The 14,323-nt window shown below is 66.4% G+C and carries 12 protein-coding genes; 7 read left to right on the forward strand and 5 right to left on the reverse strand.

Translation table 11 applies throughout. The annotated features are described in order from the left end of the window. Positions 1-43: 43 nt before the first annotated feature. The 7 genes from G5V65_RS11705 to G5V65_RS11735 all read left to right on the forward strand — a co-directional run bounded on the left by G5V65_RS11705 (position 44) and on the right by G5V65_RS11735 (position 6,451). A complete protein-coding gene (locus G5V65_RS11705) occupies positions 44-811 on the forward strand; it encodes a DNA repair protein (protein ID WP_165050233.1) in 768 nt (255 codons plus the stop codon). A 36-nt stretch (positions 812-847) separates the two neighbouring features. Further along, positions 848-1,276 carry a paraquat-inducible protein A gene (locus G5V65_RS11710; protein WP_165050235.1) on the forward strand — a complete coding sequence of 143 codons (429 nt, stop codon included), beginning with the start codon at positions 848-850 and terminating at the stop codon, positions 1,274-1,276. A 31-nt stretch (positions 1,277-1,307) separates the two neighbouring features. Next, positions 1,308-2,666, forward strand: a complete 1,359-nt coding sequence (radA, locus tag G5V65_RS11715; protein ID WP_165050237.1) for a DNA repair protein RadA — start codon at positions 1,308-1,310, stop codon at positions 2,664-2,666. Positions 2,667-2,698: 32 nt separating this feature from the next. After that, a complete protein-coding gene (locus G5V65_RS11720; protein WP_165050240.1) occupies positions 2,699-3,292 on the forward strand; it encodes a CvpA family protein in 594 nt (197 codons plus the stop codon). Between the two features lie 97 nt (positions 3,293-3,389). Then, entirely contained in the window at positions 3,390-4,853 is a 1,464-nt protein-coding gene (purF, locus tag G5V65_RS11725; RefSeq protein WP_165050242.1) for an amidophosphoribosyltransferase, read from the forward strand. Positions 4,854-4,961: 108 nt separating this feature from the next. Further along, positions 4,962-5,624 (forward strand): SDR family NAD(P)-dependent oxidoreductase, encoded by a 663-nt coding sequence (locus G5V65_RS11730; protein WP_165050245.1) that lies wholly within the window; start codon positions 4,962-4,964, stop codon positions 5,622-5,624. Between the two features lie 92 nt (positions 5,625-5,716). Then, positions 5,717-6,451 (forward strand): SDR family oxidoreductase, encoded by a 735-nt coding sequence (locus G5V65_RS11735; protein WP_165050247.1) that lies wholly within the window; start codon positions 5,717-5,719, stop codon positions 6,449-6,451. A 118-nt stretch (positions 6,452-6,569) separates the two neighbouring features. On the opposite strand, the gene G5V65_RS11740 is transcribed toward G5V65_RS11735, so the two are convergent. The 5 genes from G5V65_RS11740 to G5V65_RS11760 all read right to left on the reverse strand — a co-directional run bounded on the left by G5V65_RS11740 (position 6,570) and on the right by G5V65_RS11760 (position 14,296). Then, positions 6,570-7,685 (reverse strand): cystathionine gamma-lyase, encoded by a 1,116-nt coding sequence (locus tag G5V65_RS11740; RefSeq protein WP_165050249.1) that lies wholly within the window; start codon positions 7,683-7,685, stop codon positions 6,570-6,572. Positions 7,686-7,821: 136 nt separating this feature from the next. Continuing rightward, a complete protein-coding gene (locus G5V65_RS11745; RefSeq protein ID WP_165050251.1) occupies positions 7,822-8,721 on the reverse strand; it encodes an NAD(P)-dependent oxidoreductase in 900 nt (299 codons plus the stop codon). Between the two features lie 9 nt (positions 8,722-8,730). Then, positions 8,731-10,161 carry an aldehyde dehydrogenase family protein gene (locus G5V65_RS11750; protein WP_165050253.1) on the reverse strand — a complete coding sequence of 477 codons (1,431 nt, stop codon included), beginning with the start codon at positions 10,159-10,161 and terminating at the stop codon, positions 8,731-8,733. Between the two features lie 7 nt (positions 10,162-10,168). Then, positions 10,169-11,722, reverse strand: a complete 1,554-nt coding sequence (locus tag G5V65_RS11755) for a trimethylamine methyltransferase family protein (RefSeq protein WP_165050256.1) — start codon at positions 11,720-11,722, stop codon at positions 10,169-10,171. Between the two features lie 114 nt (positions 11,723-11,836). Further along, positions 11,837-14,296, reverse strand: a complete 2,460-nt coding sequence (locus G5V65_RS11760) for a GcvT family protein (RefSeq protein WP_165050258.1) — start codon at positions 14,294-14,296, stop codon at positions 11,837-11,839. Positions 14,297-14,323: the final 27 nt, after the last annotated feature.

Here is a 14,323-nt window from a genome sequence, read left to right on the forward strand (position 1 = left end):
GCCCTGCGCTTGCCTGCATGGGGTAATGAGTGTGGTGGTGCCGATGTCCCCTGTCGTTTCAGGCAATCTCAGGATTGCCCTGCAGATCCTGCAATCCGCGGCCAGCGGTCTTGTCCTGCTTCTCGCCCTTGCCCTGACGGGGGCAAGCCTGCTCGCCGCCCTCGGCCATCTGCCCTGGCCCGACATCGCGCTCGCCTTCGGGGGCCAACCCCTGCCCCATGCCGGGATCTGGGCGCAACTCGGGCTGAACGCCTTCCTCCTGCTGCTCTGCCTCTTCCTGCCCGCCAATGCCCGCATGGCGCGGCTTGAACGCAGCCACCGCTCCTTCGCCATGGGGCTCGAGGATGTGGCCCATGCCTATCGCATCGCCCATGCCGCCGATCGCGCGGGCGTCTTCGCCCTGTCGGGCGAATTCGAATCCCTGCGCGCCCGCCTTGCCCATCTGCGCGATCATCCCGATCTGGCCCATCTCGAACCCGAACTCCTGCAACTCGCCGCACAGATGAGCTTTCAGACACGCGATCTTGCCCATACCTATTCCGATGCCCGCGTCGCCCGCGCCCGCGAATTCCTGAAACACCGCCAGGAAGAGGCCGCCACCCTGACCGAACGCATCGCCCTTGCCCGCCACATCACCGATGACCTGCGCCGCTGGCTCACGGATATCGAATCCGAGGAACGCCAGGCCGAAGTTCAGATCAAGCGGCTCGAGGCCGACCTGCGCGATATCCTGCCCCAGCTCGGCTATGCGATGGAACCGGACGAACCCCGCGATGCCACCGTGGTGCAACTGCCAAAGCCGGGGAAATGACTTGAACCCATGGCGCGGGGCGGGCCAGATGCGCCCATGCGCCCCGCTGTCCTTCTCAACCTCTCGCTCCTGATCCTCTTTCCCGTGGCATGGTTCGCGCCGCTTCTGCGCGCGGGGCTGCTGCCGCTGTTCGGCCTGTCGGAAATCTCGGTCGTCACCGGGCTGCAATCGCTCTGGTCCACAGATCCGGCGCTGGCCCTTCTGGTCAGCTTCCTCGCCCTCTTCGCCCCCTATGCCAAGGTCCTGGGCCTCGCGCTGATCGACTTCCGCCTCCTCTCGCCCCGCGCCCTGCCCGCCCTGCGCGTCCTGGGCCGCCTCGCCATGGCCGATATCTTCCTTGTCGCCCTCTACATCGTGCTGGCAAAAGGCCCCGGCTTCGGCACCATCGAAACCGCCTGGGGCCTCTGGCTCTTCACCGCCTGCGTGGGCCTCTCGCTGCTTCTCTCCCACCGCCACCGCCCTTGAACCCCCGCCACCGACCCGCTACCCAATGGGCATGAGCAAATCCTCCCCCGCCTTCACCTGCACCGCCTGCGGCGCCGTCCACCGCAAATGGGCGGGCAAATGCGATGCCTGCGGGGCCTGGAACTCCATCGTGGAAGAGGCCCCCCTCTCCACCGGCCCCAAATCCCTTGGCGCCAAGGGCAAGACCATCCCCCTCACCGACCTCGCCACCGAAGAGGCCCCGCCCCCCCGCGCGGCCTCGGGCATGGAGGAGCTTGACCGCGTCCTCGGCGGCGGCCTCGTCCCCGCCTCGGCCATCCTCGTGGGCGGCGATCCCGGCATCGGGAAATCCACCCTGCTGCTGCAGGCCACCGCCAGCTTCGCCCGGCGCGGCCTCAAATGCCTCTACATCTCGGGCGAAGAGGCCGCGGCCCAGGTCCGCATGCGCGCCCAGCGCCTGGGCCTGACCGATGCCCCCGTCGCCCTCGGTGCCGAAACCGCGCTGCGCGACATCCTCACCACGCTCGATGCCGAACGCCCCCAGCTTGCCGTCATCGACTCGATCCAGACCATGTGGCTGGATACGGTCGAGGCAGCCCCCGGCTCCGTCTCACAGGTCCGCGCCGCGGCGCATGAACTTGTCACCTTCGCCAAACGGCGCGGCGTCGCCATCATCCTTGTCGGCCATGTCACCAAGGAAGGCCAGATCGCCGGTCCCCGCGTCGTGGAACACATGGTCGATACCGTCCTCTATTTCGAAGGCGAACGCGGCCACCAGTTCCGCATCCTGCGGGCCGTCAAGAACCGCTTCGGCCCCGCCGATGAGATCGGCGTGTTCGAAATGACAGGCGATGGCCTGTCGCAGGTCACCAACCCCTCGGCGCTCTTCCTGTCGGATCGCGGCCAGTCCAGCCCCGGCTCCGCCGTCTTCGCGGGCATCGAAGGCACAAGGCCGGTCCTGACCGAAATCCAGGCCCTCGTCGCGCCCTCCAACCTCGGCACGCCGCGCCGCACGGTCGTCGGCCTCGATAGCGGCCGCCTCTCCACCATCCTCGCCGTGCTGGAATCCCGCTGCGGCATCCCCTTCGCGGGCCTTGACGTCTTCCTCAACGTCGCGGGCGGCATGCGCGTGTCGGAACCCGCCGCCGATCTCGCCGTCGCCGCCGCCCTCCTTTCCGCCCGCGAAGATGTGGCGCTTCCGCCAGACATGGTGCTTTTCGGCGAAATCTCCCTCTCTGGCGCCCTCCGCCCCGTCGGTCAGACCGAAAACAGGTTGAAAGAAGCCTCGAAACTTGGTTTCTCACAGGCGATTGCGCCGGACCGCTCCAAGATCGGGGCGGAAACGGGGATGCGGGTGCGTCAGATGCCCGACCTCACGGCCTTCGTGGGCGAGATGTTCGGGGCGGGCTGATCCTCCCCGGCAGGACAGGAGCAGGACGGCACATGGAAGGTTTCACACTGATCGACGCGGTCGTTGCCGGCGTCATCGTGCTTTCGGCGATCCTCGCCTATTCGCGCGGCCTCGTCCGCGAAGCCATGGCCATCGTCGGCTGGATCGGCGCGGCGCTGGTGGCCTTCCTCTTCGCCGAACAGGTGCAACCCCTCGTCAAGGAACTGCCCGTCGTGGGCGAATTCCTCGGCGACAGTTGCGAACTCTCCATCATCGCGGCCTTCGCCGTGGTCTTTGCCGTGGCGCTGATCCTCGCCTCGCTCTTCACGCCGCTCCTCTCCTCGGCCATCCACCGCACCGCGCTTGGCGGCCTCGATCAGGGCCTTGGCTTCCTCTTCGGCGTCGCGCGCGGCGTGCTTCTCGTCGCCGTGGCCTTCCTCGTCTATGATCGCGCCGTGGCCTCCAACGCCATCCCCATGGTCGATGACAGCCGCTCTGCCAAGGTCTTCGCCTCCTTCCAGGACAATATCGACGCCCAGATGCCGACCGATGCCCCCGGCTGGATCGTCGCCCGCTACAACGACCTCACGCAGGTCTGCGTCGGCACCGCCGCCCCGGCCGAAACCGCCCCCGCCACCTCGGGCTGATCCGTCGCCGCATCGCAGCACAGGCCAAAGGGGGCGTGACTTCCCCCTGACAAAGCACTAGATCAGACGCACAGCTTTCCTCGGATTCGGAGGCCCCATGCGCCCCTTCCTCTCGCACCCCTTCGATGATGACAAATTGAAGGAGGAATGCGGCGTATTCGGCGTGATCGGCGTCGCCGATGCGGCAAATTTCGTGGCCCTCGGCCTGCATGCCCTGCAGCATCGCGGGCAAGAGGCGGGGGGGATCGTCTCCTACGATCCCGAACAGGGCTTCAACTCCGCCCGCCGCTTCGGCTATGTCCGCGACAATTTCACCAAGGCCGACGTGATGGATACCCTGCCGGGCGAACTGGCCATCGGCCATGTGCGCTATTCCACCGCAGGTTCCAAGGGCGCGACCGCCATCCGCGACGTGCAGCCCTTCTTCGGCGAATTCTCCATGGGCGGGGCGGCCATCGCTCATAACGGCAACCTGACCAATGCCGCCGCCCTGCGCCGCGAACTCATCGAACGCGGCTCGATCTTCCAGTCCTCTTCCGACAGCGAATGCATCATCCACCTGATGGCGCGGTCGATCCAGAAGACGATCCCCGAACGCATCAAGGATGCGCTCCGCCGCGTCGAAGGCGCCTTTTCCGTCGTTGCCATGACGCGCACCAAACTCATCGGGGTGCGCGATCCCCTTGGCGTCCGCCCCCTCGTCCTCGGCCGGATCGGCGATCACGGCTGGGCGCTCTCGTCGGAAACCTGCGGTCTCGACATCATCGGTGCCGATTTCATCCGCGAAATCGACCCCGGCGAGATGGTGGTGATCGAGAACAACAAGGTCGACAGCTTCCGCCCCTTCTCGCCCGCCAAATCGCGGTTCTGCATCTTCGAACATGTCTATTTCTCGCGCCCCGACTCTATCCTCGGTGGCCGCTCCGTCTATGAAACCCGCCGCCAGATCGGCGTGGAACTGGCGCGCGAAGCGCCGGTCGAGGCCGATCTCGTCTGCCCCGTCCCCGACAGCGGCACCCCCGCCGCCATCGGCTTCGCGGCAGAGTCCGGCATCCCCTTCGGGCTTGGCATCACGCGCAACCAGTATATGGGGCGCACCTTCATCGAACCGACCGAACAGATCCGCAACATGGGCGTGCGGCTGAAGCTCAACGTCAACCGCGCCCTGATCAAGGGCAAGCGCGTGATCCTTGTCGATGACTCGGTCGTCCGCGGCACCACCTCGCGCAAGATCAAGGACATGATCCTCGATGCAGGCGCGGCCGAGGTCCACTTCCGCATCGCCTCCCCCCCCACCGCATGGCCCTGCTTCTATGGCGTCGACACGCCCGAACGCTCCAAGCTCCTCGCCGCCACCATGTCCGAGGATGAGATGCGCGACTGGATCGGCGTCGACAGCCTGAAATTCATCTCGCTCGACGGCCTCTACCGCGCTGCGGGCGAGGCGGCGGGCCGCGATGCTGCCAATCCGCGCTATTGCGATGCCTGCTTCTCGGGCGATTACCCGGTCGCCCCCTCGGACAAGATCGAGGAAGGCTTCCAGATGAAGGCCGCCGAGTAATCCGTCCGCCCCATCAGGCGCTGGACCGCCACCGCTGGCCAGAAGGCGCACTTGCCCCTTCAGCTTGTATGAATTACCCACGCCCGGCCAGCTACGGAGCCTGATCCCATGACCCAGAAGATCGCCCTCGTCACCGGCGCCTCGCGCGGCCTCGGCGCGGCCATGGCCGAACAGCTTGCCCTGCGCGGCTGGCATGTCGTCGCCGTCGCCCGCACAGTGGGCGCGCTGGAGGAACTCGATGATCGCGTGAAATCCGCGGGTCTCCCCGGGGCCGGCACGCTGACGCTCGCCCCCATGGACATCACCAATGACGATGCCATGCGCCATCTCTGCCGCTCCATCCATGATCGCTGGGGCCATCTCGATCTCTGGGTCCATACCGCCATCCACGCCGCCCCTCTCGCCCCCATGGGCAGCCTTGATGCCAAGGACTGGGAAAAGTCCATCGCCACCAACACCCGCGCCACGGGCCTGCTGATCCCCATGGTGGACCCCCTCCTGCGCGCCGCCCCCGATGGCGGCACGGCCTTCTTCCCCGATGACCCCAAGGGTGGCGAAAAGTTCCACGGCGCCTATGGCGCAACCAAGGCCGCGCAGATGGCGCTGGCCCGATCCTGGGCCGCCGAAGCGGCGAAACACGGCCCGCGCATCCTCATTGCCGAACCCGCCCCCATGCCCACCGCCACCCGCGCCCGCTTTCACCCCGGTGAAGATCGCGCAAGACTTGCCGATATCCGCAGCGAGGCAAGCCGCCTCCTCGATCTGATCTGACCCTCGGCGCAAACTGACATGTCAGTTTGCCCTTGCCCCGGCGGGCCGCTTCCGCTTGACTGCGCGTCACAAGGATAAGGGATCACCGCACCATGCGCCTCGCCGGAAAGACCGCCTTCTGTACCGCCTCCGGAGCCGGGATCGGCCTTGCCACCGTCCGCGCCTTCAAGGCCGAAGGTGCCCGTGTCATTGCCACCGACATCAGCAGCAAGGCGGTCGAAGACCTGCGCGCCGAAGGGTTCGAGGCGCACCGCCTCGACGTGACCGATGGCACAGCCGTCGCCGCCATGGCAGCCAAGGTTGGCGCCGTCGACATCCTCTTCAATTGCGCGGGCTTCGTCCATGCGGGCACGATCCTCGATTGCGAGGAAAAGGATTTCGACTTTTCCTTCGAGTTGAACGTCAAGGCGCTCTACCGCGTCACACGCGCCTTTTTGCCCGCGATGCTGGAAAACGGCGGCGGTTCAATCGTCAACATCGCCTCGGTCGCCTCCTCCATCATCGCGGCCCCCAACCGCTTCGTCTATGGCGCAACCAAGGCCGCCGTGATCGGCATCACCAAATCCATCGCCGCCGACTATGTGACGCGCGGCATCCGCTGCAACGCGATCTGCCCGGCCACGGTGGAATCCCCTTCGCTGGAACAGCGGATGCGCGCGCAAGGCGATTACGAGGCCGCGCGCGCCGCCTTCATCGCGCGCCAGCCCATGGGCCGCATCGGCCAGCCCGAGGAAATCGCCCATCTCGCGGTCTACCTCGCCTCCGACGAGGCCGCCTTCCTGACCGGCCAGGCGATCAACATCGACGGCGGCTGGACCAACATCTGACATCGGGCGCAGCGAAAATTCTTCTGCGAAGAATTTTCGCCCCACCACCGACCCGGAAGATTTTTCTACGAAAAATCTTCATCTTCCTGAAAATTCTTCGCTGAAGAATTTTCAGCCCTCAAACAACCGCCAGCGCCTCCTCGATCCCGGCCCAGAGCGCCTCGACCGGCTCCACCCCGATCGACAGCCGCAGGAACCCGTCCGGCACGGCATCGCCCCAGCGCGCGCGGCGTTCGCCCGCGCTATGGGTGGACCCGAAACTCGTCGTCCGCGCCATATAGGGGCAGGCCGCAAGGAACCGCTCGGCCGCTTCGGCACTCTCAAGCACCATACCGATCAGAAAGCCGAATCCCCGCGCCTGCCGCGCCATCACCGCATGCGCGGGATCGCCCGCAAGCCCCGGATAGCGCAGCCCCCCGACCTTGGGATGCGCGGCCAGCCGTTCTGCAATCACCTGCGCGCTCGCGCACATCCGCGACAGGCGCAGTTCCAGCGTCTCGATCCCGCGATGCACCAGCCAGGCCTCGAAGGCCCCCGGCACCGCACCCGACAGTTTCCGCCAATCCCGCACCCGCGCCATCAGCCCCGCATCCTGCCCCGCGACATGACCGAACAGCACATCCGAATGCCCCCCCGGCGCCTTGGTATCCGCCGCGACCACAAGATCGGCCCCAAGGTCCAGCGGGCGCTGCAGCACCGCCGTCAGCGTCGTGTTATCCACGATCACCGTCGCCCCGGCCGCCTTGGCGCGCGCTGCGACGGCGGCGATGTCGCAGGCATCCAGACCCGGATTCGAAGGTGTCTCGACATAGACGATCCCCGCCCCGGTGAAATCGGCCTTGTCCATCTCCACCGTCGGCACATAGTCCAGCGTCACGCCGAAGGGTTTCAGGAACCCTTCCGCGAAAAGCCGCACGGTGTAGTAACCGTCCGAGGGCAAAACGACCCGCCGCCCCGGCGTGACGGCGGCAAACAAGGCCGCCGAAATCGCCGCCATCCCCGAGGGAAAGCTGATGCAGGGCGCGCCTTCAAGGACGGCAAGCTGCGCCTCCACCTCTTCCCATGTCGGCATCGACATGCGCCCATAAAGGAACCCGCCCAGATCGCTGCGCGGCAGGTGATAGGTCGCCGCACTCACCAGCGGCGGCGTCACCGGATCGCCCTGCTCCAGCCGCGCCGCGCGATGGTGCAGCAGGTCGGCAAAGCGGCGGTCGTCCTCGGGGCGGTTCGTCATGGCGCAGATCTCCTTTGCGCCGACCCTTTCCCGGCAGCAGGCGGAATGCAAGGCAGGACGTGGCGCGGGATGGAGAGACCCGGGGGCGCTTCGCCCCCCGGACCCCCCGAGGATATTTGAGAACAGATGAAGTGGCCTATTCCAGACGTGCCGGGAACCCCGCCGCCCGAAGATCCGTTCCCAGCGCATCCTCCAGCAGTTTCACGATCTGCGTCGATTGCGCCGTCCCGCCATAGACCGCCTTGCCCTTCATGAAGGTCTGGTTGGTCAGCGACGCAAGGTCCAGCGGCACCCCGAATTCCTTCCCGAACCCCATCGCGAAGCCCAGATCCTTCAACGCCAGATCCATGGTGAAGGCGATGTCATAGCTGCCGTTCAGGATGAGCTGCCCCTCCGTCTCATGCACGAAGGACGTCCCCGAGGATGCCGCGATGGCCTCCCAGGCCGTCTTCAGGTCCAGCCCCCCGCGCTTGGCCAGCATCAAGGCCTCGCCATCCGCCACCAGATGGATGAAGGCCAGCATGTTGGTGATCACCTTGATGATCGCGGCACTGCCCAAGGGCCCCATGTGGAAGATGCGGCTGCCGATCGCCTGCAACGCCGGGCGATGCATCTCGAACAGGTCGGCATCCCCGCCCACCAGCACCGTGATCTCGCCCCGCGCCGCCAGATGCACGCCGCCTGTCACGGGGGCCTCCAGCAGCCGCACGCCCCCCGTTCGCGCCAGCCCCGCCAGCCGCAGGATATCCTCGCGCCCCAGGGTCGAATTCTCGATCCAGGTGGCCTCCGGCTTCATTGTGGTCAGCAACTGCGCCAGCACCGCCTCGGACACGGCAGGCGAGGGCAGGCAGGTGAAGACGTGATCCACCTGCGCCGCCACCTCTGCCGGGCTGTCGGCCACCGTGGCCCCCATCGCCCGGTGCCGCTCTGCCAGGGCAGGATCGCGGTCATGGACCACGACCTCATGCCCCGCCCGGATCAGGCTGGCCGCCAGATGCCCGCCAAGGTTCCCCAGCCCAACATATCCGTATTTCATTCCAGCCCCTTACGCCCCATGCCCCACGATGGCCTTGACCTCGCAGAAGTCATGGATGCCCCAATCGGCATATTCCCGGCCATTGCCCGATTGCTTGTATCCGCCAAAGGGCGCGAAAGTATCCCAGGCCGGATAGTTCAGGCTCACCTGCCCCGCGCGCAGGCGGCGACCCACGGCCACCGCCTCGGCCGTCGGCCCCTGCACATAGGCGGCAAGGCCATAGACCGTGTCATTGGCCATCGCCACGGCCTGATCCACCGTCTCATAGCCGATCACCGACAGGACAGGACCGAAGATTTCCTCCCGCGCGATGGTCATGTCATTGGTCACATGACCAAAGATCGTGGGCCGCGCGAACCAGCCCCGGTTCAGCCCGGCAGGCCGCCCCACGCCGCCCGTCACCAGTGTTGCCCCCTCGTCGATCCCTTTCTGGATCAACCCCTGCACCTTGTCGAACTGCAGCTTGGAAATCAGCGGCCCCATCGTCACCGCGGGATCGTTCGGATCGCCCACGACCACGGCTTCCGCCGCCTCCTTCGCCACGGCAAGCGCCTCATCCATCCGCGCGGCAGGCACGAACATCCGCGTCGGCGCATCGCAGGACTGCCCCGTATTGCCGAAACATCCCTCGACGCCGCCCGCAACCGCCGCGGCCAGATCGGCCCCCGGCAGGATGATATTGGCCGACTTGCCGCCCAGTTCCTGCGCCACCCGCTTCACCGTCGGCGCCGCCGCCGCCGCCACCGCCGTGCCGGCCCGGGTCGATCCGGTGAAGGACACCATATCCACCTCCGGATGCGCCGACATGCGCGCGCCCACCTCCGGCCCGGTCCCGTTCACCATGTTGAACACACCCGCCGGCACCCCCGCCGCATGGCAGACCTCGGCGAACAGCACCCCCGACAGGGGCGCGATCTCCGACGGCTTCAGCACCATGGTGCAGCCCGCCGCAATGGCGGGCGCCACCTTGCAGGCGATCTGGTTCATCGGCCAGTTCCAGGGCGTGATCAGCGCGCAAACCCCGATCCCTTCACGGATGATCAGCGTATCGCCCCGCATCTCTTCCCAATGGAATTCCTTCGCCGCCTTGATCGTGCTTTCGATATGCACCTGCCCCGCCCAGGCCTGCGCCTCGCGCGCCCAGGCCATGGGGGCGCCCATCTCGGTCGACATGGCAACCGCGAATTCCTCATAGCGCTTGTTGTATTCGGCAAGGATCGCCTCCAGCAGCGCGATCCGATCCTTGGCCTTCCAGGCGGTGAACCCGTCAAAGGCCGCCCGCGCCGCCGCAATGGCCCGATCCGCATCGGCCACCGATCCCAGCGCCACCTGCGCCACGATCTCCTCGCTCGCCGGATTCTCCACCCCCATGGTGCTGCCTCCCAGCGGCGCCACCCATTCCCCGTTGATGTAGAACTTCGAAAGATTTGCGTAGGTCATTGTTCCCTCACCGGAAATAGATGTTGAACCGCGCCCTGATCGCGGCGTCGATCTCGGGCTCCACCCGGCAGCCCGCCTTGGACAGGATCTCATTCTTGCGCCGGATCGCGCCATCCAGCAACAGGGGTTTGCCCGCCTCGTTCCATTCCTTCGGGCTCATCCGGTTGCCCACCTTGGGATAGACATATTCCGTCTGCATCAGGCTCAGCGTCTGGTCCGATCCCAGATAATGCCCCGGCCCGCCCAGACAGACCTCCTTCATTGCCTCGATGGAGGTGCTGTCTTCCGTCACATCAATCCCCCGCACAAGCCGCATCGCCTGCCCCAGCAGATCATCGCCCAGCACAAGGCTCTCCAGACAGAACCCCAGCAGCGAGGCATGCATCCCCACCGCCTCATAGCACATGTTCAACCCGGCAAGGCCCGCCAGTGCATTGGTGATCCCCTGCTCCCATCCCGCCTGCATGTCCGGCAGCTTGCTGTCCGAAATCCCCGACGCCGCGCCTCCGGGCAGCCCATAGAACCGGTGCATCTGCGCACAGCCCGCCGTCAGCAGCGCCTGCTCCGCAGACCCCCCGCTCATCGCCCCCGTCCGCAGGTCCGAAACGAAGGGCCAGGTCCCGAAAATCGCGGGCGCCCCTTTCTTGATCGCATTCACATAGACGACGCCTGCCAGACATTCCGCCACCGCCTGCACGATGGTCAGCGCGATGGGCGCCGGCGCCGTCGCCCCTGCCTGCCCCGCAGACAGCAGCAGCATGGGCATCCCCCGCCGGATGCAATCCTCCATCGTGATGCAGGACTCTTCCGCAAACTTCATCGGCGGCACGACAAAACAGTTGGAGTTGGAAACGAAGGGCCGCTCCACCCACTTCTCCTCGCCCCCGGCCACCATATAGAGCATGTCGAAGCAATCCGCGACATGGGCAGGATCGCTAAAGCTCGTCCCCACATGCTTCTTCGTGCCCGCAAGACAGGCGTAAAGCGTGTTCAGGTCCATCTCGCGATTGTCCACCACATCGCGGCAGACCATCGTGCGCTGGTAGAAATGGATGTTGTCGAGGTTATCGACCAGCCGCGCCCCGTCATACAGGTCCTGCGCGGTGGACTCGCGATAGTCCAGCGTGATCGGGTCGACGATATGCACCGCCGCCCCCGCCGTGCCGAAATGCACATTCGTCCCGGTCAGATGCAGATCATGCTTCGGATCGCGGGCATAAAGCGTGATATCCCGCGCCGCCACCGCCAGCATGTCCTCGACCAGCGCGCGGGGGAACCGCAGCCGCCCGTCATCCCCTTGGATGGCCCCGGCGGCGGTCATGATCTCCACCCCCGATTTCGGCGCCTGGCTCAGCCCGATCACCTCCAGCGCCTCCAGCGCCGAGGCATGGATCTTCGCCATCCCCGCCTCCGTCAGCGGCTTGTACTGCCCCCCCGGCATCCCCCCGCGCACGGGCCGCACATCATCCGCCAAAGGCGCCGCCCGCAGCGCCACCCGCGCCGACCGCCCGCCCGACCGCCGCGCCCGTGCCGGTTCGCAAACCTCACCGATATCGCTCATTCCGCAAGCCCTTTCGTCTCGGCCCAAATACCCATCTTCCCCGCCTCCACCCCGCGCCACATCCGTGGTCCCGCGCCGGGGGGTCCGGGGGGCCGCATGGCCCCCCGGGTTCGATCACATCCGCACCCGCTCCGATTTCGGGTCGTGCATCGGCACCAGCGACGCCACGGCCGCATGCCGCACCCCCGCCACCTCGATCTCGTAACGCGACGCCAGGACCTCCGCCTCGCTCTCCCCCGTGCAAGGCACATAGCCCATGCCCACCGCCCCGCCGAGGAAATGCCCGTAATTCCCGCTCGTCACCGGCCCCACGATCCGCCCATCCCGCACGATCGCCTCATTGTGGAACAGCATGACCGACGGGTCCTCCACCCGGAACTGCACCATCCGACGGCTCAACCCCGCCTCGGCCTTGCGCAGCACCGCATCCCGGCCCGTGAACCCCGCCTTCTTCTTCGACACGGCAAAGCCAAGCCCTGCCTCCAGCACATGATCCTCATCGGTGATGTCATGGCCCCAATGCCGATAGGCCTTCTCGATCCGGCAAGAATCCAGCGTATGTATCCCGCACAGCGTCAGCCCAAGCCCCGCCCCCGCCTCTTCCAGCGCCTCGAAGACATGCGCCGTCTGGTCGGAACTCACATACAGCTCCCAGCCCAGTTCGCCCACGTAAGTTACCCGATGCGCCCGCGCCAGGCCCATGCCCACCTCGATCTCCCGCGCCATCCCGAACGGATGCGCCGCGTTGGAGAAATCGTCCGGCGACACCGCCGCCATCAGGTCCCGCGCCTTGGGTCCCATGATGCACAAAACCGACTCCGCCGCCGTCATGTCGGTAATGACCACGAACTCATCCGCCCGCGCCCGCCTCAGCAACGCCAGATTGCGCTGCAACGTCGCCCCCGGCACCACCAGCAGGAAAGCCGTCTCTGACAGCCGCGTGACGGTCAGGTCCGCCTCGATCCCGCCGCGCGCGTTCAGGAACATCGTATAGACGATGCGCCCCACCGGAACATCCACCTCCGCCGAACAGACCCGGTTCAGGAAGGCGCACGCATCCCGCCCCTCCACCCTGATCTTGCCGAAGGACGTCATGTCAAAGAACCCGACCCCCTCGCGCACGGCCATATGCTCGGCCTTCTGGTTCTCAAACCAGTTCTGCCCCTTCCAGTCATAGCGGTATTCCCGCTCCTGCCCCGGACGCGCGAACCAGTTCGCCCGCTCCCAACCCGCGACCTCGCCGAACACCGCGCCCCGCGCCTTCAGATGCTCATGCAGCGGCGTCCGCCGCACGCCCCGGCTCGTCTCCACCTGCCGGAAGGGGAAGTGGTCGGCATAAAGCAGCCCCAGCGTCTCGCTCACCCGCTCCTTCAGATAGGCGCGGTTGCGCTGGAAGGGCTGCGCCCGGCGGATATCCACCTCCCACAGATCGAAGGGCGGCTCTCCTTCCGTGATCCAGGACGCCAGCGCCATCCCCGCGCCCCCCGATCCCGCGATGCCCACCGAATTATACCCCGCGGCAATCCAATACCCCCGCAACTCCGGCGCCTCGCCCAGATAATAGCGGTCATCCGGCGTGAAACTCTCAGGCCCGTTGAAGAACGTATGGATCCCCGATGTCTGGAACAAAGGCATCCGGTCCATCGCCTTCTCAAGGATGGGCATGAAGTGATCCCAATCCTCGGGCAGCGTGTCGAACATGAAATCCTCGCGGATCCCCCCCATCCCCCAGGGCTTCGCCTTGGGTTCAAAGGCGCCGATCATCATCTTGCCCGCGTCCGATTTGTAATAGGCGCATTCATCCGGCACCCGCAGCACAGGCAGATGGCCCAACCCCTCCACGGGTTCGGTGATCAGGTAGAAATGCTCGCAGGCATGCAGCGGCAACGTCACGCCTGATTGCGCCGCAAGGTCGCGCCCCCACATCCCCCCGCAATTCACCACCACATCGGCGCCAATGAACCCCGGCTCCCCGTCCGAGGACACATAATCCACCCCCGTCACGCGCCCCCCCGCCTGACGCACACCCACCACCTTCGTATGCTCGAAAATCTGCGCGCCCCGCATCCGCGCGCCCTTGGCAAGCGCCATGGCGATATTGGCCGGGTCGCATTGCCCGTCCAGCGGCAGATGCACCGCCCCCACCACGTCCGAAACGTTCAGATGCGGATACATCTCCTTGACTTGGGCAGGCGAGATTTCCGCCACATCCACCCCGAAGATGCGCGCCACGGTGGCCTGCCGCAGCAACTCCTCCCGCCGATGCTCGGTCAGCGCCACCGAGATGCTGCCCACCTGCCGCATCCCCGTCGCCACCCCCGTCTCCGCCTCCAGCTTGACGTAAAGGTCCGCCGAATACTTCGCCAGCCGCGTCATGTTCGCCGACCCGCGCAACTGCCCGATCAGCCCCGCCGCATGCCATGTCGTGCCAGATGTCAACTGCTTCCGCTCCAGCAGCACCACATCCGTCCACCCGGCCTTGGCCAGATGATAGGCCACCGAACAGCCCGACACGCCCCCGCCGATCACCACCGCCCGCGCCCGCACCGGAATTCCCATCGCCCTGCCCTTCATCTGTTCTAAAATATCCTGCGGGGGGTC

Source organism: Paragemmobacter kunshanensis (assembly GCF_011059185.1).
GTDB lineage: Bacteria > Pseudomonadota > Alphaproteobacteria > Rhodobacterales > Rhodobacteraceae > Paragemmobacter > Paragemmobacter kunshanensis.